This is a genomic window from Pseudomonas sp. Irchel 3E20, from assembly GCF_900187645.1.
Lineage (GTDB): Bacteria > Pseudomonadota > Gammaproteobacteria > Pseudomonadales > Pseudomonadaceae > Aquipseudomonas.
In genome coordinates this window covers 207,470-229,611 of the sequence record NZ_FYEE01000004.1, presented here as the reverse complement: position 1 = coordinate 229,611, position 22,142 = coordinate 207,470, and the positions used below count along the sequence as shown (strand labels likewise).

Annotated in this window: 19 protein-coding genes; 11 read left to right on the top strand and 8 right to left on the bottom strand. The window is 56.7% G+C overall.

From position 1 onward, the window contains the following. Nucleotides 1–6 precede the first annotated feature (6 nt). From CKW13_RS09740 to CKW13_RS09730, 3 genes are read right to left on the bottom strand one after another with little or no spacing between them, the layout of a single operon-like run. Nucleotides 7–1,167, bottom strand: coding sequence for an NAD/NADP-dependent octopine/nopaline dehydrogenase family protein (locus CKW13_RS09740; protein WP_095108377.1), 1,161 nt, complete (start codon nt 1,165–1,167; stop codon nt 7–9). Nucleotides 1,168–1,196: 29 nt separating this feature from the next. After that, nucleotides 1,197–2,240 (bottom strand): PLP-dependent cysteine synthase family protein, encoded by a 1,044-nt coding sequence (locus CKW13_RS09735; RefSeq protein ID WP_095108376.1) that lies wholly within the window; start codon nt 2,238–2,240, stop codon nt 1,197–1,199. A 14-nt stretch (nt 2,241–2,254) separates the two neighbouring features. Beyond that, nucleotides 2,255–3,631, bottom strand: coding sequence for a Y4yA family PLP-dependent enzyme (locus CKW13_RS09730; protein ID WP_256576559.1), 1,377 nt, complete (start codon nt 3,629–3,631; stop codon nt 2,255–2,257). A gap of 630 nt (nt 3,632–4,261) precedes the next feature. Between CKW13_RS09730 and CKW13_RS09725 the strand changes: the two genes are divergently transcribed. From CKW13_RS09725 to CKW13_RS09715, 3 genes are all read left to right on the top strand, one after another. After that, entirely contained in the window at nt 4,262–5,152 is an 891-nt protein-coding gene (locus CKW13_RS09725; RefSeq protein WP_095108374.1) for a CoA ester lyase, read from the top strand. A gap of 25 nt (nt 5,153–5,177) precedes the next feature. Continuing rightward, nucleotides 5,178–5,579 carry a ParB N-terminal domain-containing protein gene (locus CKW13_RS09720; protein ID WP_095108373.1) on the top strand — a complete coding sequence of 134 codons (402 nt, stop codon included), beginning with the start codon at nt 5,178–5,180 and terminating at the stop codon, nt 5,577–5,579. A gap of 111 nt (nt 5,580–5,690) precedes the next feature. After that, the gene (locus CKW13_RS09715; protein ID WP_095108372.1) at nt 5,691–7,925 is read left to right on the top strand and encodes a TonB-dependent siderophore receptor; all 2,235 of its coding nucleotides are present in this window, start codon (nt 5,691–5,693) and stop codon (nt 7,923–7,925) included. 396 nt (nt 7,926–8,321) lie between these two features. Here the strand turns inward: CKW13_RS09715 and CKW13_RS24205 are convergent, their stop codons facing one another. Both CKW13_RS24205 and CKW13_RS09705 read right to left on the bottom strand, forming a co-directional pair. Beyond that, nucleotides 8,322–9,614: a hypothetical protein gene (locus CKW13_RS24205; protein WP_141233965.1), complete on the bottom strand. Its 1,293-nt coding sequence runs from the start codon at nt 9,612–9,614 to the stop codon at nt 8,322–8,324. A gap of 623 nt (nt 9,615–10,237) precedes the next feature. Beyond that, nucleotides 10,238–11,158, bottom strand: a complete 921-nt coding sequence (locus CKW13_RS09705) for a universal stress protein (protein ID WP_095108370.1) — start codon at nt 11,156–11,158, stop codon at nt 10,238–10,240. 266 nt (nt 11,159–11,424) lie between these two features. Between CKW13_RS09705 and CKW13_RS09700 the strand changes: the two genes are divergently transcribed. The 4 genes from CKW13_RS09700 (at nt 11,425) to CKW13_RS09685 (ending at nt 15,091) form a co-directional block, all read left to right on the top strand. Next, the gene (locus CKW13_RS09700) at nt 11,425–12,498 is read left to right on the top strand and encodes an NAD(P)-dependent alcohol dehydrogenase (protein ID WP_095108369.1); all 1,074 of its coding nucleotides are present in this window, start codon (nt 11,425–11,427) and stop codon (nt 12,496–12,498) included. Between the two features lie 38 nt (nt 12,499–12,536). Beyond that, complete coding sequence (locus CKW13_RS09695; protein ID WP_095108368.1) at nt 12,537–12,779, top strand: hypothetical protein; 243 nt, start codon at nt 12,537–12,539, stop codon at nt 12,777–12,779. A 45-nt stretch (nt 12,780–12,824) separates the two neighbouring features. After that, nucleotides 12,825–14,063: a DUF4010 domain-containing protein gene (locus CKW13_RS09690; protein ID WP_095108367.1), complete on the top strand. Its 1,239-nt coding sequence runs from the start codon at nt 12,825–12,827 to the stop codon at nt 14,061–14,063. Nucleotides 14,064–14,167: 104 nt separating this feature from the next. Further along, on the top strand, nt 14,168–15,091 hold the full coding sequence (locus CKW13_RS09685; RefSeq protein WP_095108366.1) for a universal stress protein: 924 nt from the start codon (nt 14,168–14,170) through the stop codon (nt 15,089–15,091). Nucleotides 15,092–15,145: 54 nt separating this feature from the next. Here CKW13_RS09685 and CKW13_RS09680 read toward each other — a convergent pair whose 3' ends face one another. Further along, nucleotides 15,146–15,709 (bottom strand): GNAT family N-acetyltransferase, encoded by a 564-nt coding sequence (locus CKW13_RS09680; protein ID WP_095108365.1) that lies wholly within the window; start codon nt 15,707–15,709, stop codon nt 15,146–15,148. A 225-nt stretch (nt 15,710–15,934) separates the two neighbouring features. Here CKW13_RS09680 and CKW13_RS09675 point away from each other — a divergent pair, with 225 nt between their 5' ends. Further along, on the top strand, nt 15,935–16,846 hold the full coding sequence (locus CKW13_RS09675; RefSeq protein ID WP_095108364.1) for a universal stress protein: 912 nt from the start codon (nt 15,935–15,937) through the stop codon (nt 16,844–16,846). 85 nt (nt 16,847–16,931) lie between these two features. On the opposite strand, the gene CKW13_RS09670 is transcribed toward CKW13_RS09675, so the two are convergent. Next, entirely contained in the window at nt 16,932–17,675 is a 744-nt protein-coding gene (locus tag CKW13_RS09670; protein ID WP_095108363.1) for a helix-turn-helix domain-containing protein, read from the bottom strand. 325 nt (nt 17,676–18,000) lie between these two features. Here CKW13_RS09670 and CKW13_RS09665 point away from each other — a divergent pair, with 325 nt between their 5' ends. Then, nucleotides 18,001–18,885, top strand: a complete 885-nt coding sequence (locus CKW13_RS09665; RefSeq protein ID WP_095108362.1) for a universal stress protein — start codon at nt 18,001–18,003, stop codon at nt 18,883–18,885. Nucleotides 18,886–18,948: 63 nt separating this feature from the next. Here CKW13_RS09665 and CKW13_RS09660 read toward each other — a convergent pair whose 3' ends face one another. Beyond that, nucleotides 18,949–19,374, bottom strand: coding sequence for a potassium channel family protein (locus CKW13_RS09660; RefSeq protein ID WP_095108361.1), 426 nt, complete (start codon nt 19,372–19,374; stop codon nt 18,949–18,951). Between the two features lie 323 nt (nt 19,375–19,697). On the opposite strand from CKW13_RS09660, the gene CKW13_RS09655 reads away from it, so the two are divergent. Beyond that, nucleotides 19,698–20,645 (top strand): universal stress protein, encoded by a 948-nt coding sequence (locus CKW13_RS09655; protein ID WP_095108360.1) that lies wholly within the window; start codon nt 19,698–19,700, stop codon nt 20,643–20,645. Between the two features lie 72 nt (nt 20,646–20,717). Next, on the top strand, nt 20,718–22,103 hold the full coding sequence (locus CKW13_RS09650) for an MBL fold metallo-hydrolase RNA specificity domain-containing protein (protein ID WP_095108359.1): 1,386 nt from the start codon (nt 20,718–20,720) through the stop codon (nt 22,101–22,103). Nucleotides 22,104–22,142 lie beyond the last annotated feature (39 nt).

Genomic DNA, 22,142 nt, shown 5'->3' with positions numbered 1-22,142 from the left:
AAGGGTTCAGGCCGCAGCGGTTGCGGGGCGTGGCCATTGGTGTGGGAAGTAGTCGAGCGCGCAATCGCCCAGGCCTTGCATGTAGCCAATGCTCCAGTTCAGGACTTCTTCCATATAGGGCACCTTGAAGTCCAAGCGCCTGGCCATTTCCACCAGCAGCACCAAACCGTAAGCAACGTCTTCGTTGAAGGCACGGCTCTGGCGCTCGATCACATAGCCGGCGCGGTTGCCGGGAGCGGGCACCATCGGCGCGAGGATATTGTTGTAGGCCTGATTGGTGCGCAGGATTGAGAGCATGCTGCTCGGGTCGCGGATCTGCTCGCCGTAGGCTTCGACGATTTCCTGTTTCAGCGACTTGACCGATGACAAGTTAATGCCCATGCGCTGGCTGATGGCCGCGCACAACCCCTGGCTTTCCTGATCCATGCGTTCGAGGAAATAGGCGCCCAGCTCCGGGCACTCGCTCCACCAACACAGGGGCTGCGCAAAGATCTTGCGATGCCATTGGCCGTAGGGGCCGATCAGCCCATAAATGACCGAGCTGTGCATGATCGGGTTGCCTGGCGTCAGCGTAATCTCCAGGTAATCATCCAGCATCGTCACGCAAGGCCCGTACAGTCGGGTGAGAATTTTTTCCAGCTGTCGTTGTGCCGACTGCGGCTCCCTGGCATGTGTGGCCACATACAGCCGGCTCTTGCCGCCGCCCATTTTGATCGACCGCCCCGGCGTCAGCTCGAACGCGGTATGCGGGACATCCTTCATGCCCCAGATCACCAGGTTCGGGCGGTCGGGCAGGGTGGCTTCGGCCAGCCAGTCGAAACCGCAGAAGCCCGGAATCGCGCCGATATAAACCGGTTTGCTGGTAGTGAGGTGAGGCGCGATGTCTTTCAGTGTTTGCGCTCGGGCATGGGCCGGCACGGTGATGATGACGATGTCGGCATCTTCAACGGCCGCCCTTGCATCGGTGCTCACCCGGTCCAGTCGGGCCTGCACAGTGGAGCCGTCGGGCAACAGCGCCTGCATCGGCACCTGCAGGGCGTGTTGTTCGATGATGCTGCGATTACGAGTGAGCATCGAAACCTGAACATGGGGCAGCTGCTTGAACAGGATGGCGTTGAGGTGGCCAGTCCTGCCACCCCCACAAATGGCAACTTTCAACAGATTCATCGAGAGGCGTTCCTGTGTGAAGGGTAGGGTCATGCGACGCTCAGTTGCAGCGGCGCGGAAACGGCGTCCAGCCATTGGGTCTTGCCCAGCCAGGCATCCAGTTGGGGGGCGATGCTGGGGTCGATCAGGTCGCGTTCCTGCAGCCATTTATCGTCGAACACGGTGTGCAGGTACTTTTCCCCACCGTCGGCAATCGGCACCACCACGTTGCCGCTCAACACACCTTTGTGGATCAGTTCCAGCGCCTTGAAAATCGCCCCGCCGGTTGAGCCGCCAACCAGTAAGGCGAGGTTGCGGGCGATATAGCGCGCAGTTTCGAACGCTTGGGAGTCGGTGACTTGCACGCCCAGGTCGATACAGCTGTAGTCGAGCACCAAGCCGACGGTGTCCCCGGCCGGCGTGCCGGTACCCGACTGGTAGTAGGGGTAGCCAGGATGACCAAAGACAATCGAGCCGGCAGGCTCCACCGCAACGGTCACCGTGTCGGGGTTGTGTAGCTTCAGGCCGCGAGCGATGCCGGTCATCGAACCGCCGGTGCCGACACAACCGACGTAGGCACCGATAACGCCTTGGGCCTGGCCAATGGTCTCGCGCACGAAATCACTGTAGCCGCCAGCATTGGCCGCGTTGTCGGATTGATTCATGAACACGGCACCGGGAATCTGGCTGGCCAGTTCTGCGGCAAGTCGTTGGCGCTCGACCACCGCCACTTCATCTTCGCGGTAGGTGCCTTTGACGAAGCGAATGTCGGCACCGAGGGCCTTCATGACCGCGATCTTGTCCTGGGCGGCGTGGTGATCCACCACCGCAATGAAATGCAGGCCGAACTCGACGGCAGCCATGGCCAGGCCGATCCCGGTGTTGCCAGAGGACGACTCGACGACCACGCCACCCGGTTTGAGGCGCCCGGACTTGAGTGCAGCCAGCACCATATTGCGCGCCATGCGGTCTTTGATACTGCCCCCAGGGTTGTTCTTTTCAATCTTGAGCAGCAACCGCGCGTTAGTGCCGGGAACATCAATGCCTAAGATGGGCGTATTACCAATAAGGTCCGAGACTTTATTCAATATCATTACAGTCATTCCCTTTAGTAGTCAGGTGAAAACCTATAGTTACCTTGCGTACAACAGGTCGCCGTCAACCGGCGGGGCAGGGGGTGGCGATGAAATTCGTTCTCCAGCAAGTCCATTTGATAACCGGCGGTATTGACGTAAACCAATAAATCACCGGGCTGTGGTGTAGTGGAAAAGTTGATTAGGCGATGGGTGATGACATCATCATCAAGACAACTGTGGCCGGCGATGTAAGCTTGCGTCGCAGTGCATGGCAGGCGCGGTGAGCTGATTAATAAAGGATCAACCAGATACTCGGAGCCGAACCAGGTTTCACACGCACTGAAGCTGCTGCCCTCAACAAAAATAACGGCTTTGTTGTCGGCAAGTTTCTTGGTGCGGGTGACGCGAAATATTGAAATCGCCGCTTGATCGACAAGACTACGGCCCGGCTCCAGGGCCAGGGTGATGTGTTGTTGCTTGAAATAACTGGCGATGGATAACCCGGGCGAAAATTCAGCATCCAGTAATAAGCCAAGCCATTGTGATGCGCTCAGTTCGCCGCCGTATGGGTAATAATCGCCTGGAACTTTCTGGTTGTAATAATGACTCGGCTTATTATCATTCTCAAAAAAATGGGCGTAGGCGTGCGGCTCGACATAACGTACCGGCAAGCCGCCACCGATATCGATCATCCGCGGGTTCAAGCCCATCTCCCGAGCCGCCTCGACGAATCCGCCGACCTCTCGCACCGCTTGTGCGCGGGACTCGAACCCATAGCCGCCCAGATGAAAATGGAAGCCCTCAAAATTGAAAATATCGGTGTGTTTCGCCAGCTTTTGAAGGCCTTCAAGCAAGTCGGCCGTGCCCATGCCAAAGCGGCTTTTGGGGCTGTTTGTGGGCCTGTAACGCAGTAATACTCTGGCTTTGCTGAAGGGCGACTGTGCTTGCAGTACACCTTGCAGGTGACCTAGCTCCTCCAGCGAGTCGATGCAGATGAGCGATCCAGCATCCACCAAGGCCTGATGAAATACGGCGGTTTTGGCTGGGCCCGTGGCGCAGATTTTCGCAGCACATGCACCTGCCCGCAGCGCCGCATGCAGTTCGTGGATGCTCGATACATCGATGCCGATCGCTGACTGCGCTGCCGCTTCCAGCAGGCTTTGTGACTTGTTGGCCTTGGCACCGTAGAACATTTCGTAAGACAGGTTGTGCTGTTTCAATACGGCCAGCAATGCCAGGGTATTTAGCTCAAAGGCATGCGGCCATACCAGATTCAAAGGCGAGCCATGGAACTTGACCAGTTCCGTAAGTATCCCCGGGGATTGGTTGATAAGCGTGGAAATTATTGGGTCGATCAGCGGCTTTAACATGCCTGGCTGATGAACTTCGGCTGCTTGTTCGGCAGGCATTGAATTTATTGCATGCATAGTTGCCCCTTGGCGTCGAAAACAATCTCGCCATTGATAGTTCGACAACTTCTCGTTATCGATAGATAGCGGTTTTGGCTCGTTAAAAACGAGGGCCCACGCAACTCGGAGGCGGGCGCCAGGCGATATCTAAAGTTGGATCCATAGCGCCGATTGCAATAAATGTTTCACAGAACAATTGCATGACAACCCCATTCCATAAGGTTTGTGCGGATGTTTCGACGGGCCACTAGTTGATGGCCAATTCCCGGTGATGGCACGGTGGCGGGGTTTCAAATGACATCACCGCCATGTACTTACCGAGGTGCAAATTGCGTGTTTAGAAACTCGGGTAGTTCCCCTTGACGGCGTGAACAATATTGCGAACAGGAATGATTATCAAGTAAGATTTTCAGGTATTTTTGAATAAAGACCTGCGCAAGGCGAATCAATGAACGTGTATTTACACGCTCAAGGACGCGTTCGCCCGCCGATTAAAAAACCCTTTAATACCTTGAACAACAAGGTGTTGGCGGTTGTTTCGAGAAGGCCCGGACAGGCCCGCAAATGGGCTGCCCGAGGCCCCGTAAATGTGTCAGTAACCACGACTGTTTCACGCCTAGGAGCTATGCCATGCAATCCGATCGATTCAGCAGCACGACCCCACTCGCGATCAGCTACCTGTTTGTACCGGGCAATCGGCCCGAACGGTTTCCCAAAGCGGTCGGGGCAGGGCCGGACGCAATTATTCTCGACCTCGAGGACGCCGTTCACCCACAGAGCAAAGCCGCCGCCCGCGTTGCCATCGGGAGCTGGCAGGAGGGCGCCGAGACCGTTTCCTGCGAACGATACATCCGCCTGAACAGCATCAGCAGTGCGCTGTTTCGCCAGGATCTGAGCTGGCTCTGCAACATGCGGCATCCCCAGCGATGCGATGGCATTTTCCTGCCCAAGGCCGAGTGCCCCGAGGCGCTGGCGCGGGTGGTCGAGCATCTGCTGGAATGGCAACCCGGGTTGAAAATCATCGCAATCATCGAGACCGCCAAGGGGTTGCAACAGGTGGAATCGATCGCAGCCGTTACGGGTGTGGCACGGCTGGCATTCGGCTCGCTGGACTTCTCCCTCGACATCGACTGCAGCCAAACGCCGGAGGCGTTTCTATTCGCCCGCAACCGCATCGTCCTGGCTTCGCGCACGGCTGATCTGCCGGCGCCGATCGATGGGGTTACCCCGGCGATCAGCGATTTGGCGGTCGTCACCAAGGACTCGCACTACGCGCGTTCACTGGGGTTCGGCGCCAAGCTGTGCATCCACCCCGCGCAATTGAGGCCGGTGCAACGGGCCTTCCTGCCCGATTCACGGCAATTGGCCTGGGCCGGCCGGGTGATGAGGGCGGTCGCGTCGGGCAGCCACGCGGTGCAAGTGGATGGCGAAATGGTCGACCTGCCGCTGATCGAACACGCCCAGCGCCTGCTTGAGGTCGCCCGCCGACACGTGCCGGTGTCTGGCGCCGATGCCTGCTGAAACCGGGCCAATCAGGAGGTTGACCATGGAACACGCTTATCAGATCGCGTTGCGGCCGTTGTGCGAAGTTGTGCAGTCGGAACAGGTCGATCCGGCCAATGTCACGCTGCTGCGCGAATCGATCGCGCGGGCAGGGCAGTGGCTGGAACCCATCATCGTCGAGCGCTCGCAAGGCATCGTCATGGACGGTAACCACCGTTTCAACGCGGCGTTGCAGTTGGGCCTCAAGCGCGTGCCGTGCATCCAGCTCGATTACGCCGATCCGCGGGTGTGCGTGTGGCACTGGCGAACCGGGCAGGCGTTCGATGTGGCACGGATTTTCAGCACCATCGCCCGGGGCGAGATCCTGGCGTACAAGACCACCCGACACGCGTTTGAACCCGCGTTACCGGTGGTCGCCATCCCGCTGGAATGCCTGTACGGCTAGGTTTGGCGGGGCTCGATGAAAAAAAACGCTTTCGAAGGTGATACTTTTTCGCAGACCGACTGGCAATAGGAGTGATTAGCATTTTCCCTTGTTGAAAAGGATCCTCACGTCATGCCTGTTGTCAGTCTTCCCAGCGGTGAGCGCTTGTTAACACTCGCCATCCGTACCGCGCTGTTGAATTTTGTTCTGGTCGCAGGAAGCGCCAACGCCTGGGCTGCAAGCCCCGAGCAACAGGACGTTGCCGCCGACAAGTCATCCAGTAACCCAACGGCGACGGGCGAGCGCAGCGATGCGCTGGAACTCGACATCACCCACATCAACAGCCGCTACAACGGCCCGCCCGCATTGACGCCGGTGATCGCCGGCGGACAGGTTGCCCGCGGTGCACGGCTGGGCATGATGGGCAACAAAGACGTGATGGACACGCCCTTCAGCGTCACCAGTTACACCGCCAAGACCTTGGCCGACCTGCAAACCGTGACCGTGGCCGATGCGCTGGAGCGCGATCCTTCGGTGCGCTCGACCGGGCAGACAGGAGGCATCGTCGATTCATTTTTCATTCGTGGCTTCCCCATCGGCGAGGGCAACCTGGGTGAACTGGCGTACGACGGCGTGTACGGCGTGGCACCCAACTACCGGGTATTCACCGAATATGCCGAACGTATCGAAGTGCTCAAGGGGCCGGGCGCATTGATGTACGGCATCTCGCCGAACAGCGGGGTAGGCGGGGTCATCAACATCGTGCCCAAGCGGCCGCTGGACGAAGACCTGACCCGGGTCACCACTTCTTACGCATCCGACTCCCAAGTGGGTGGCCACTTGGACCTCAGCCGCCGTTTCGGTTCGCAAAACCAGTTCGGTGTGCGCTTCAACGGCAACCTGCAGGGCGGTGATACCGCCATCGAGGATCAACAGCGGGATCTGGGCGTTGGCGCCATCGCCCTGGATTATCGCGGTGAGCGTTTGCGCCTGAACCTGGACTACATCAGCCAGAAGGAAAGCTGGGAGGGTGCTTCACGGCCTTTCACCATTGCCCCGGGCGTTGAGGTTCCGTCCGCGCCCAATGGCCGCACCAACCTGCCGCAGGCCTGGGGCTGGTCGGACACCAAGGAGCAGTCGGCGTTGCTCGGCGGTGAATATGACTTGAGCGACAGCCTGACCGTGTTCGCCCATGCCGGTGGCGGCAAGTCGGACGTCAAGCGCCTGTCCGACCAGGTGCCGCGCATCCTCAACGCGGCGGGGGATACCAGCAATACGCCGGGTTACTACAAATTCAACGTCGACCGTTCGACCGCCGATATTGGCGCCCGTGGCATGTTCGCCACCGGGCCGATCACCCATACGACCACGCTGATGGCGACCCAGTATCAGGATGAATTGTCCCGCGGGATCAACAGCGGCACCGAAATCCACTCGAACATTTATCACCCGATCGATGTACCCAAGCAGCACATCCGCTCACCGAAAGTGTTGCGTGTTTCCGAGTCGGACCTGTCCGGCGTTGCGTTCACCGACACGCTGTCCATGCTTGACGACCGCTTCCAACTGACCCTTGGCGTACGCCGGCAGCAGATCGAGTCACGCAACTACAATGCCGCGGGTTCGGTCAGTTCAAAGTACAACGACAGCGCCACGACCCCGCTGGTGGGCGTGGTGGTCAAGCCCTGGGAAGACGTTTCCCTCTATTACAACTACGTAGAAGGCTTGAGCAAAGGTGACATTGCCCCAGGCACGGCTGCCAACGCCGGCGAGACATTCGCGCCTTACGAATCCAAGCAGCATGAGCTAGGCGTGAAATACGAACACGGCACATTCATGACCACACTGGCGTTGTTCCAGATCGAGAAACCCAGCGGTGAGATCGGTTTGGGCAACGTGTTCTCGGTACAAGCCGAGCAGCGCAACCGCGGGATCGAATTGAGCCTGTTCGGCGAAGTGGCGCCGGGTACGCGCTTGATGGGGGGCGTAACGGTGCTGGACGGCAAGTTGACCGATTCGGCCACCGCCGCCAACCGCGGCAATAAACCGGTCGGCGTACCGGACGTGCAGGCCAATCTGTGGGCTGAATGGGATACGCCATGGCTGGAGGGCTTCACCCTGACAGGTGGTGCGATCTATACCGACAGCCAGTACGTCAACCAGGCCAACGCCCAGGCGTTGGATGCCTGGACCCGTTTCGATGCCGGCGCACGTTATGCAACGAAGATCGAAGGCCGGCCGACGACATTCCGCGCCACGGTGCAGAACGTGTTTGACCGTGAGTATTGGTCGGGTGTCGCTTCATATGGCGCGTTCTCGCCGGGTTATCCGCGCACCTTGCAGTTGTCCGCAACGGTCGATTTCTGATGCCCAAGGGCAGGCGCGGCCTAGTTGCTGCTGCCTGCCCGAGCATTGGTCTGGAGAGTGTCTAGGGAACCAGAGGCGATCTACGGGTTTAGGGTAGAGCTACACTTTTTCAACTTTGGCATCGGGCCGCATCATGGCCGCTGGCTTCTGAAAGAGATCGGGAGCACAGCATCAGGCATCAAATCGCGGCGTTGAATGTGGGGTTTTTGGAGCGGTAAAAAAATAATTAATAGAACAGGCTGGTTCAGGTAGTTACATTTATTGGAGCAGGGGCCGTTTTTATCAATAACGTTCAGTTCAACGCCACTGCCGGTGAATTCACACTCAGTCCGGGCTTCGGTATCGCTTTACGCTATACCGGAGCGCCGTACTGGCAGTGGCTCGCTGTGAGATGACCTAACGCCAGTATGGTTTATAGATGTCCATATACTGGTAGATAGAGTAGGCGGATGCTAATAGCGGAATAACTGTTACCCATACGATAGACCGCTCATTGGCCGAAATTGCCTTTCGCCCTATTGAGTAAATCAGCAGGCCGATAAGAAATGCCCACTTCAGTCTGTCGAACGTATAAACAATGGCGTGTTCAAGCATTAGTGCATTTTCTAAAAGAATAAATGCTGATACAGCTATTAAGGTGGCTGGAATATTTGTATTGCTATCATTTTTTCGATATGTAAATAGCTCGATTAGCAAGAGGCCGATGGCAGCAATCCATGGGCCAAATGATTGCATCAGAGATAGAAGCCAGTCCCCCCAATTGTAGTATGAGACAGCGGCGGATCTGCTGGTAAATCTTTCTGTTAGTGACCGGAAATATGGTTCTATTCCGACGAGTTGCCAGTAATAAGCAAGAACGGAAAGTCCTCCTAGGAGTGTAGTTATTGAAAATATAGTCACGTTTTTTAGTTGGCTGTCTTTTTCGGATTTTACTACTACGACAAAGAAGCATGCTATGCAAAGCAGGTACGCTGTCCACTCGATCCAGCAAGCGACGAAGCACAGCGTTCCCAGCGCAATAGCTCTACGTGTCGTCATCCTCCCCACAATTAGATACAGGGCAGTGGCAATAACTGGCTGCATGACCTGGTGCGCCCACAGTGTTTGGTGGTGTGAGTGCATGGGTTCAACAGCTATTAAGAAGGGTAGGCACGCTAGAACAATTAGGGTGTTCTGGTGTTTAAGATCTTGAGGCCATACTCGCCTTAGGGTCACTGCGAAGATTAGCGCAGTGACCAGAGCAAGACACCAATTCCAGATTTTGAGTGCAGACAGATCCGAGACTGTCATAAATTTTGCGATAGGATTTACGAATGCTGAAGCAATGATAAATGCTCCAGGCGGGAATGACGTGTAAACGGATTGTCCGCCTAATGTTTCAGATGAAACAATCGGAAGATTGGGCTGATCTGCAAGGTCGCTCACCGTGTTTGGTTTTTCTTGGTCATTGCACTCCATCCCAGGTGCACTTAGTGAGAACCAATGTTCGCTGATTGGAAAGGCTCTATATCGACACAGTATGCCTGCCGAGTGAAGAACCACTTCATCATTCCACCATCTTTGACTCCAGTGCGGTTTTGATGGGCTACCACCAGCGAAAGAGTGGATAAACAACCCCAGCAACATCCATATCGCAATCAGAGCCAGGAAGGGCGCGGCTCTACTCGGTGTTATTTGACCAATCTTCATAGCTTCCTCAGTTCGGCGTGTAGGGTTTGCGTTCAGCTGCAGGCGGCGGATTGTATCTGCTGTCGATACAGACTGCGACTTGTGGGGTTTTTGTTCATACGGCAGGACGCCCGGGGGTGGGGGCTTCCACCGCCGGCCAATAAAACTCGCCTTTGGGAATGCCGGCGGCGGCGCGCCGCTTTATCAGAGATATTATCAACGCCGACAGTCGGCGATTGTGACCAGCCCTTGAAAACCGATCCCCCCGAAAGCCCCGCATTTCCTAGTCCACACCCTCCTCAGAGTCAAAAAGAAGAAAATACACCGTGTTTTTTTCTTCTTTTCATTTTTATGACAATGTAAAGATTTCTGACTCAATTCACTGAATCTCTTGACCTAATTGAAAAGACGAATTTCATACGTTTGACGGTCTACGTTTGCCTGCTAGACCTCAAAGACGGTTATGAATTTTGCGTAAATTATGGCGCAATGCCATTGGTGGTTAAGCATACATAGTCTAATGAGGGAGTGCTGCCTAAGTCGAAAAGTGTGTTGGATGCCAAAACTAGGTAACCCCGGTCATTTGAGCGTTCATTCCTTATTCTCCCGTTACCTATTTTGTTGAAACGCGCTTTATCCATCGTTCAGATTTTTTCCGGGGAAACTACCCACACGCTGCAGGGTAACTTGTACAGCAGATGTTCTACCGTACTGCCAACCAACCGCTCCATGCTACGGTGTCCAACGCGTCCCATTACAATCACATCGGTGTCATAGGCCTGCGCATAGCTGGACAGCACCTTGGCCGGATTGCCCATGATCATGTGCTGGTGTTCCGGCGGGATACCATTGCGTTCAGAAAGGTCGCGAAACGCATCAGCCTGCGCCTTGAACAGCGACTTGGCTTTTCCCGAGGAGAAAAACGCCGATCCATTGCTGAAACCGAACTCGTCCGCACTGATGCTGGAAAGGTCATGGGCGTAGATCACGTCCAGTTCTGCATTACAGGTGCTCGCCAGTTTGGAGGCCTCGCGCAGAATACGGTCGTTGAAGCCTTCGTATTGCTCATCAGAATGAAAAGGGTCAACGGCGGCGACGATCTTGCGCGGTAAAGTGTTGTGCGAATGACTGACAAAATGCAGGGGCACCGGGCATTCACGTAGCAGGTGGATATCCAATGGCGTAAACATCAGGCGTGACAACAGCGATTCGTGTTCCAGTGCCTTGATCAATACGGCCATCGGCTGTTCTTTGAGATGTATGAGGATTTCCTGCAAAGGCCTTTCGACCCAGACGACTTCCGTGGTGACGTGCACACCGATCTTGCGCAGGGGGCGGGCCTGGTCTTCGAGCCACTGACGATGGCGCTCGACATAGCCCAGCCGCATCTGTTCCAGTGCCTGTCCATTGACCAATCCTGCAGTCGCCAGCCCTTCAAGATAATCGAACGCCACGATGTGCAGGGCAGCACCTGAGGCCTTGGCCAAGGCAGCGGCCCGGTCGAAGGCGGGGCTGTTTTCCATCAACGGCGAAACGACCAGCATGAAGCGTAATTGATCGGACATGACAGATCTCCGGTAGGTAATCGCTTGCCCCGATGGCTGCGGTGTTATTGGGCAGTGAAGCCTTGAATCTAGCCTGCCGCTGTTCAGGGCGCCGGGTTTGATCTTTGTCAAATGGAAGGGAATGGAGGGTGTTGCCCGACGTGCGGTTGTCCCGGCTTCGTCCAGTGACGAAATTGTTGACCATTATCAATCTTTCGTCCGATACCCAGGCGCAGTCTTTGGGCTCCTGCAGACTTTGGCTTACATAAGTAAAAGGAGGGGTCACCATGGCAACCATGAGAGCGGCTGTTTTTGTCGAAAAGAACCGAATCGTACTGGAAGACAAGCCCGTCCCTGAAGTCGGACCGCTGGACGCATTGATCCGTATCACCACCACAACTATTTGTGGCACTGACGTACACATCTTGCGCGGTGAATACCCTGTGGCCAAAGGGTTGACCGTGGGCCACGAGCCGGTGGGCGTCATTGAGCGGCTGGGATCGCAGGTGCGCGGTTTTATCGAAGGGCAACGGGTGATTGCCGGTGCCATCACGCCCAGCGGGCAAAGTTATGCCTGCCTGTGTGGCTGCGGCTCCCAGGAAGGACCAGACACCCGCCATGGCTTTCGCGCAACCGGCGGCTGGAAGTTCGGCAACATCATCGATGGCTGCCAGGCCGAGTACGTGCTGGTGCCGGACGCCCTTGCCAATTTATGCCCGATTCCTGATGAACTCAGTGACGAGCAAGTTCTGATGTGCCCGGACATCATGTCTACCGGGTTTTCGGGGGCCGAACGAGGTGAGGTGAATATCGGCGATACCGTTGCCGTGTTTGCCCTTGGCCCCATCGGCCTGTGTGCGGTCGCGGGTGCGCGCCTCAAAGGCGCGACGACGATCATCGGCGTGGATGCCGTGGCCGAGCGGATGACTGTCGCACGACAATTGGGTGCGACCCATGTGGTCAACTTCAAGGACGGTAACGTAGTCGAGCAGATCATGGCGCTTACTGATGGCCGCGGTGTCGATGTGTCCATCGAGGCGCTGGGTACCCAGGGTACTTTCGAATCTGCCCTGCGCGTACTACGTCCGGGTGGTCGACTGTCCAGCCTCGGTGTTTACTCCAGCGATCTGCGCATTCCCCTGGACGCCTTTGCTGCAGGGCTGGGGGACTACAGCATTGTCACCACTCTGTGTCCGGGCGGGAAAGAGCGCATGCGTCGCTTGATGGCAGTGGTGCAAAGCGGTGGAGTGGACCTGTCGCCGCTGGTGACCCACCGTTTCAAACTCGATGATATTGAAGCGGCTTATGAATTGTTTGCGCACCAACGGGATGGCGTGATGAAGGTCGCGATCACCCCGTGAGGGTGTCCTCGTTTACTCGAAGCTGTACGGAGGTCTCTATGATCATTGATATCAAGGAGAGACCGGCAAGCCATTGCTGGGTCGTGTGCATGGATGCCTTGCAAGTGAACGTCTACACGCTGGGAGAAGCACCGGCGTTTGTTGGCCAACTCAAGGCGCGTATCGAGGCGCCACATGTCTGGCCAAGTGGTACCGGCCGGGCAGACGACACAAGACCGATGCCTGACCGTCAAACGGCTTACTTCAATGGCAAGCGTGTCTACGTCGACCGCGTGGAGTAACAACGTGGACCAGTGTGGGGCGCAGTTCAACCAGTTGACGATCCAATGAACGGAGCCATTGGGCTGACAGGAGCAGCCGCAGCGCTGGGGATTGGCATGCTCATCGGTCTTGAGCGCGAACGGCACAAGGATCAGGGTGAAACCCGCGCTTGTGCCGGTTTACGGACGTTCGCCATTACGGCGTTGCTGGGTTATGTGGCGATGCAGGTCGGTGGTGGTTTGCTGGTGGGCATCCTGGCCATCGCTCTGGGGTTGCTCGTCACCGTGGCTTATTGGCGAAGCCTGAGCAACGACCCCGGGGTGACTAGCGAAGCAGCATTATTTACGGTGTTGGTATTGGGGGCGTTGTGTGCCACAAACCCCGAGCTGGCGATTGCTGTCGGTGTGGTGATGGCAGGATTGCTGACCTATCGGGAGAAGCTTCACTACTTTGCCCGCAGCCAATTGACTGATGCGGAGTTAGGCAACGGCCTTATCCTGCTGACGGCTGCGCTTGTCGTGCTCCCCTTGGCACCGGACCGTTTTATCGGTCCCTACGCGGCCATCAATCTACGCACTATTTGCAGTCTGACCGTATTGCTGATGGCAGTGGGGGCAGTTGGGCATATCGCCGTTCGGGCCCTGGGGACCCGCTACGGATATGCGATCAGCGCCATTGCCTCCGGTTTCGCTTCCAGCACTGTGACGATCGCTGCCATGGGTCATCTCGTCGCCCGGCAGCCCAACAATATCAAGGTTCTGAGCGCGGCCGCGATCCTGTCCAATATGGCCACCGTTACGCAGGTCGGCTTGATCCTGGGGGCGGTCGATCCCGGTTTGCTGCGCCATATGTGGGGGCCATTGATGTCGGGAGCCGCCGCCACGGTGTTGTATGGGGGATGCCTGATGTTTCCCAAGTCAGCGATCGAGGCCAACCAGCCGATTAAAGTCGGTGGGGCGTTCAACCTCAAGCTGGCCCTGATCGTCACATTGACCATGACCGGCATTACCTTTGTTTCGTCTGTGATGCTCAGCCATTTCGGCCAGCTGGGGGTAATGTTGACGGCAACGTTCAGCGGATTTGCCGACGCACATGCTTCCACAGCGTCGATTGCCACCTTGGCCAAGTCTGGTCAGTTACCCTTTGATGCCATTGTCGGGCCTGTACTGATTGCGATCAGCAGCAACTCCGTCAGCAAATGCATGGTGGCGTGGGTCAGCGGCGGGCGCCGCTTCGCCGCTTACGTGATCCCGGGCCAGGTGTTGCTGACCCTGGCGTTATGGGCAGGAATGGGGCTGTTCTGATGGATATCGCGCGCGCAACTGATAAAAATCAAGTGGTCGGAACAAGGAGTAATCAATCTGTGGTTCTACTCTCGGATTGAAATAGCCGTGTGCTGAGGTGCCCCATGTCGCAATCTCAACGTTTACTCTTGATCGCTCCTTCAACCATGGCTCGGACACCGGCATTTGACCGGGCTGCTGCGCTGGCGCTCGCGATGCAATTTCCGTTGCATATCGTGGCGTTCGACTATTCCCAGGCCCTGGCGGTGGCCGGGCTGTTCGCCCCGGAACAATTCAAGCGGGCTCGGGACGGCTATTTGCAAACCCATCGCCAATGGCTCGTGGAGCAGGCCGGATTGATGAGCAAGCAGGGTGTCGAGGTCACCAGCGAGGTGGTATGGGTACAGCATCCTTATGAGGAGATTCTGAACTTCATCAATGAGATGCCGCTGATGTTGATCATCAAGGACGCCCAGGAAGAGTCAGCGTTCAAGCGAGTATTTTTTACTCCGCTGGATTGGCAGCTGCTGCGCGATTGTCCTGTACCGGTGCATCTGGTGACGACTGCGTTGAATGCCCGACCACGCAACGTGCTGGCCATCATTGATGTGTTGCGCGATGAAGATCAGGACCGTGTGTTCAACGACCAGATTATCGAGGCAGCGGCGAAACTGGCGGCGGTCTGTGATGCCAGTCTTGAGTTGCTGCATGTGTATGACTGGACGGCTATATACGTCCAAGACATGGGCTTTGGCGCATTGCCGCTGGCCACCGGCGTTTATGAGATGCTGGGAACGGCACAGCATGAGACATTTGCCTCCATCGCTGAACGTCACGGCGTGCCTCCGGAACGTCGTCACTTCATTGAGGGGGTACCCGTGCCGAGTATCTGTGAATTCGTCTCGGACCACCTTACCGATGTCGTTGTCATGGGCACGGTGCAGCACAGGGGCTTGAGCAAATTAATCGGAACCACCGCCGAGCAACTCCTGCATCGGGCGCCGTGCAGTGTGCTGGCGATCAAGCCAGGAAGAAAGCTGCAGTCCTGAGGGCTGGATCGCCCCGCGATGAGCCATTGGCGGGAACATCGCGGGGGCGATTTTCTACAGGTAAAGTCGATGAATCACCTGATGGCTGTCGTCGGGATCATTGTGCGTTTCGAATCCGAGCGCCTTGGCCAGGTCGCGCATGGGGGCATTGCTGGACGAGTCCACTGAATACATCTGGCGAAAGCCGTTTTTGCGGGCTGCCTTGATCAGGTGGTCCATCAGCAATGCGCCCAGGCCCAGGTGCGTCCATTCATCGGCGACCGTGACGGCACATTCACACTCCTGCTCACGGGTGGCCGCGTAACGGCTGATACCGATCTCGACCAGTTGCCCGTTGTCATGGACCAGGGCGATGTAGGCCACACGCTGTTTGTTGTCCGTGTCCATCAACTGATTGAGCATCGCAGCGCCGGGTTCGCTGATCTGCGCGAGAAAGCGCATATGACTGGATTCGGGAGACAGCCGTTTGATGAAAGCGTATTCACGGTCGCGATCCTTCTGCGCCAGTGGTCGGATCAAAACGTGGCGACCGTCCCTGAGCGCTTCTATCCAGTATTGGCCGTCGACCGCGGCATAGGTGGCCGCGGCCCGATCGTTGTGGTCTTTGACGGTAAGCATGGGGTGTTCCTCCAGTGCGGTTTGCAAGATTGGCATGCGGCAAAAAATTCGCGTTTGAGTTCTTTTCTACTCCGCTGGCCACGTTTGAATCTGATCTGGATCAGACAGCTGTGCCGGCGGCACCGGTTTGCGTGGGCTTGATGTAAATCAAACCGCGCCAGCTGATAGAGCGCAGTCTTGAAAACATCCCGGCACTGTACGACCGGAGTCGGACGGAGGTGTGTGATGGGGCAATATCAACGTTTTCTGCTGATCGCTGACCAAACCCTGCATCAATCTCCCGCCCAGCTACGTGCCGTCGCCTTGGCCAAGGCAGCCGGGGCCGTACTGGATGTGCGGGCCTTTGTCGAACCGGCACCGGTGGTGCATTTATGGCAAGAAAAAGTCGATGACGCAGAGCAACAGCGGTATTTGCGTCGCTACCGCCGCTGGGAGGCCGAAGAGCTCGATCGACTCAGCGACCTGGGGCTGGAGGTGACGGTCAAGGCCGTCTTCACCACCCATGCACTGCTGGATATCTTGAAGACGGTCGAGGATCTCAAACCCGACCTGTTGATCAAGGATGTAACCCTTGAACCTGTGCTCAAGCGAGTGTTCATCACCCCGCTCGATTGTCACTTGTTGCGTGAATGCCCGATCCCCGTGCATCTGGTCAACCACGTTCGTTACAGCTTGCCGCACCGAATCGTGGCGGCAGTGGATCCGTTCGATCCGTCGACACAATTGAGCGGTTTGAACGACACCATCATTCAGACGGCCAACGTCCTGGCCCTGCAATGCGATACGCCGTTGCACCTGCTTTACGCCTATGACCTATCGCCTGCTTTCAACAGCGACGCGCCATTGGCCGGGGGCGGTTGGGGCGTGGATCTGAGCGAAGAACTGCGTCAATCCTTGCACCAGGCGTTTGTTGCACTGGCGGAGCGTCACGGGGTGCCACCGGAGCGACGGCATTTCGTCATGGGACTGCCGGTGCCGGTGATCAGTGAGTTTGTCGAGCAATACCTGGCCGATGTCGTGGTGATGGGTACTGCGCATCGGGTGGGGCTCGATCGGTTGATCGGCAGCAATACAGAGCGGGCGTTGTACTCTGTGCCGGGCAGTCTGTTGGTGGTCAGGTCGCGTGTCAGGGAATGAGCATTGTCGCGTCGTTGAACTGACCTGTGCGCAACAGCGCCATCCAGAACCATGGCACGCATGTAGATTCTCCAGGTTGGAGGTGTCAACGGAGGTTGCGATTGCAGCCCACGATCAGTTGCTTGAGCCCGCCCATGTTCAGGATGTTGACGTCGCGGCCGCTTATTTCCACCAGTCCCTGGTCACGCAGGTGCGCAATGCCTCGACAGATGGTTTCCAGGCGCAGGCCCAGATAGGAGCCAATTTCCTCCCGACGCATTTTCAGCACAAAACTGCTGGACGAATAACCACGGGCCTTCAAGCGCTGCGACCAATTGAGGAGAAAAGCGGCCAGGCGTTCATCCGAGTTCATGTTGCCCAGCATCATCAGCATGTCGTGATCGCGAACGATTTCCCGGCTGAGGATTTTGTTCAGGTTGTGCTGCAACGAAGGCAGTTCTCGGGCAAGTTTTTCCAGGTGAGCAAAATGGATGGGGCAGACCTCGCTATCTTCCAAAGCAACGGCATTACACGCATGCAGATCGGTGCTGATGGCGTCCAGACCAAGCGTTTCGCCGGGGATCTGGAACCCCGTGACTTGCTCGCGACCATCGACCGACAGCACGCTAGTCTTGAACGAACCGATTCGCACCGCATACAGCGAACGCAACGGGTCGCCTGCGCGATAAAGCGCCGCGCCCTTTTTGACCTTGAATCGTTGCACGATCAGTGTGTCGAGACGTTCGATTTCCGGACCGGTCAGGCCAAGCGGCAGGCACAGCTCCAAGACGCTGCAGTTGGAACATGCAGACTTTAGGTTTTGACTTTGAAACGGCCTGGCTTCAGACATGATCTAAATGCCCCCGTATGGATGGGCTTAGCATAGGTGCTAATAGCCCAAACCACTGTTTTTTCCGACCTATTGTGGACGTAACAGACAAACGGGTAGAAAACCGTTCTGTCGGCTGGCTCCCATGCGCAATTCAATTCATATGCAGTCTTTGAGATTTGATGCAAATCAAGTCATGAGCGCTGCAGGCGCTCAGAATCGAAAAAACCTGTTGGTGGCCTGATCCTCTAGAGGAGAAGTTCATGAGCGATTATCTGAGTGCCGAGCAACTGCAGGCACATGACGTCCAGGCTGAGCCGAATATCCACCCCACGGGAGATTTTTCATGAGCCAGTATCAACGCCTGTTACTGATCATCAACCCGGCGTTGCGCCATTCCTCAGCCATTAATCATGCAGCGGCGCTGGCCAAGGCCAGCGGTGCAAGTTTGCATATCGCGGCGCTGAGCCCTTCGTCCAAATGGTTATCGCTGCTTGAAGAGGGCGATCGAGAATCAGGTCGGGAGCGGTACCTGCAGGACCATCGCGGCTGGCTTGAGGCTCAGGCCGAAAATTTGCGTGGCAGGGGGATAGAGGTGACCACCGAGGTGGCCTGGGCCGAGGACATCAAGCAAGACATCATTGAACACGTCACGGACATGCAACCCGACGTGTTGGTCAAGGAGGTTCAGCATGAGTCCGCGCTCAAGCGGGCCTTCTTCACCCCGTTGGATTGGCATTTGTTGCGTCACTGTCCAGTGCCGGTGTTTCTGGTGGGCGGGAGCAGCTTCGTTTTGCCTCGCAAGGTAGTAGCAGCGGTCGAGGTATCGGATGTCGAGTCTACCGACAATGAACTGAACGACCGAATCATCAAGCAGGCTTGCAGCCTTGCGATGCAGTGCAACGCCGAGCTGCATTTGCTGTATGCCTGCGATATCTCGGCCGCTTTTCTGGCGGACATGGGCGGCCTGACCCTCGCTGACCTGACCCACGCGCTTCGCAGAGACCTGGAAACGTCGTTCATTGAGTTGGCAGATCGGTTCGGAGTGCCCTCCGATCGTCGGCATTTCATTGAGGGAAACCCGGTAAAGGCGTTGAGTGAGTTTGCCGATGAACACAATGTGGATGTGATCGTGATGGGCAGAGTCCAGTCCCATGGTGTGGACAAGCTTCTGGGCAGCACGACAGAGCATATTCTGTATCAGGTGCCCTGCTGCGTTCTGGCGGTCTAGATCTTGTGCGTACCAGACTTGATCCAGACCGTCAGCTAAGTCTGATACGAGTCAGAAAGGGGATTATTTGCGCTTCCAGTACTTTTGCATTTCCAGAAACAGGAAGGATGCGGTCCATGTGATGAGCACCAGCCCGGTAAGGGCTTGCAGGCCGGTCAAGTATTTGAGGTTGCCCACAGGCGAAATATCGCCGAAGCCGATGGTCGTGTACGTCGTAAAGGAAAAGTAAACGCAGTCCATCAGCGAACCGTCGAAGTTGCCCGTCAGGCTGCCCCATCCCCCTGAGTGCACCATCAGGTAATAGACCAGCGCAAAGCACCAGACCTCTATGGCGTGGGCCAGGAGGGCGCCGAATACGCCAACCACGATTCTGAAGCGGTTCCACACCTTGAGCCGGGGCAGCCAGTCATTCAGGCGTAACAGGCATTCGTAGTGGATCACTACGGCGATGACCACCACCAGCGTATTGATCAGCGTGACTGCCAGCATGGCAAATCTCCAGCGATAGGGGAGGCAGTGCATCTGCGTAGTTCTGCGCGAGGAAGCCGGAAAATCGTTGAGCTGAATCAACAAGGGTTTAAGTCATCGAAAGCCAGTCGCTCCGTTAACGATAGCTGTTGAATAGTTGATAAAAGTCAGATCCCCCCTCGGCATAACGCCAAATAATCGAACTGCCGCTTTCCGGTCGCAACAAGTCGACAGGACTTGTTGCTGGCTGCAGTCATGAGTTCGCTCGAAGTAACAAACGTTTGACCCAAGGCTCGACAACCAGGCGGGTTTGCACTCAGGCAGGTTTCAGGGCGAGGTATGTGATGCTCAAACTCAAACGCATTCTATTGATAGCCCCCAGCGAAATGACCCTGACCCCGGCGTTTGAGCGTGCACATGCCTTGGCGGGTGCAACCGGTGCCTTATTGCACATTGTCGCGTTCGATTATGTCCAGGCCCTGGCGGTAGCCGGTCTGCTTGACCATGACGCGATGGCACAGGCACGAGAAGGCTATCTGCAGGTTCACCGTCATTGGCTGGAGCAGCAGGCCCGATTTCAACGATGCAGCGGCATACAGGTGACCACCGAAGTGGTCTGGGCCAGGTCGAACCTGACAAACCTGCTGGAATACGTGAACGACTTTCTTCCGGACCTGGTGATCAAGGACACCCATTATGTGCCGGCTCTGGACCGCGCCTTTCATCGGCCTGTGGACTGGCGATTGCTACGCGAGTGTCCGACCCACCTGCACCTGGTGACCAGCGCCCAAAATCCCAAGCCCTTGAAAATTCTCGCGGCGATCGATCTGTCCCATCTGGAGGAGCTCACTCAGGGATTGAATGACCGAATACTCGACCTGGCCTCTACTCTGGCGGCCAGTTGCGGTGCGCAGTTGCACTTGCTTAACGTCAGTCGTTGGTCAGAGATAGGCGATGCGCCGATGAGTGTACCGACAGGCAGTCTTGATGAGAATTTGAGAGACGCTATCGAGGATGCCCAACAAGAGGCTTTCGATGTGCTTGCCGAGCGCTACTGCATCAAGGATGCCCACCGACATTTATTGACGGGCTCCCCCGACAAGGTTATTGCACTGTTCGCTCAACAGCATGCTTTCGACATGGTGGTGCTGGGCACGGCTTATCACCATGGGCCTGAGCGGTTTATCGGCGATACCGCCGAAAGCGTGTTGAACCGGGCACCGTGCAGCTTGATGATCGTCAAGCCATTAGCCTTGCCCGATTTAAAGCAACGCCGTAGAGCTTGCAGTTGATAAAAATCAACTTGCCGTGAGCCAAAAGGAGCGATCAATAGCGCTCCCCCTGAATGCGCAAGGAAAACGGCCATGCGAATCACATTTCTAGGTGCCGCGGGTACGGTGACGGGTAGCAAGTACTTGCTGGACCATCGCAACCAACATGTGCTGATCGATTGCGGTCTGTTCCAAGGCTACAAACAACTGCGATTACACAATCGGGACCCGTTCCAGCTTCCGGTCAGCGATCTCGACGCCATTGTCCTGACCCATGCCCATCTCGACCACAGCGGCTATTTACCTGTCCTGGTGCGCAATGGGTATCGCGGCCCGGTCTACGCCACGCCCGCTACCTGTGAGCTGGTGAAAATTCTGCTGCTGGACAGTGGCCGACTGCAGGAAGAGGAGGCTGAGTTTGCCAATCGGCATGGCTTCTCAAAGCACAGCCCGGCGTTGCCGCTTTACACTGAGCAAGATGCCGAGCGAGCACTAAAACTGTTGCGGCCGGTGGAGTTGCACCACAAGTTGAAAATTGCCTCGGATATGACCATTCAACTTCGTTGTGCCGGGCATATCCTGGGGGCCGCGACGGTGGAGGTGATTGCTGGCGGCCAGACGTTGGTGTTTTCAGGCGATTTGGGGCGGCCTGACGATCCTTTGATGTTCGCTCCGGAAGCTGTCGAACAAGCGGATTATCTGTTGGTGGAGTCTACCTACGGTGATCGCCAACATCCGGACGAGTCGCCACAGGCGCAATTGGCCGAGGTCATCACCCGCACGGCGCTACGCCGAGGGATCACCCTCGTACCATCGTTCGCGGTTGGGCGCGCTCAGTTGCTGATGTATCACCTGTATCAGTTGAAGCGCAAACGGGCGATTCCCGATATCCCAATCTACCTCAACAGCCCGATGGCCACTGATGTCACGATTTTGTACCAGCGCTTTCGGAGCGAGCACAGATTATCCATGGAAGACTGCGAAGGTATGTGCCATGTGGCGCAATTCGTACGCACCGTAGATGATTCGAGAGCGCTTGATCAGCAACGCACCCCAGCGGTGATTATCGCCGCCAGCGGCATGGCGACAGGAGGGCGGGTGGTCCATCACCTCAAGGCACTGGCTCCCAATCCGATTAACACGCTGCTGATGCCTGGCTTCCAAGCCGGTGGCACCCGTGGCGCGCAAATTGTTGCGGGAGCGTCTTCGGTTCGTATCCACGGCAAAGAAGTGCCAATCGGTGCCGAGGTAGTTCCAATGCAAACACTGTCCGCACACGCCGACGCCGATGAAATCATGCAGTGGCTGCGTGGGTTCAAGCGACCTCCAAAACATACCTTTGTCGTCCACGGGGAACCTAACGCGTCGGATGTGCTGCGCCGGCGTATCAGTCTGGAGTTGGGGTGGTCGGTTTCAGTGCCGGAGTATCGCGATAGCGTCGAACTCTCCAGCATTGAATCGCGCGTAGATGAGCCGTAGCAGTGCTGTAAGCGCGATGTCTGAGTTTGAGTTGGACGT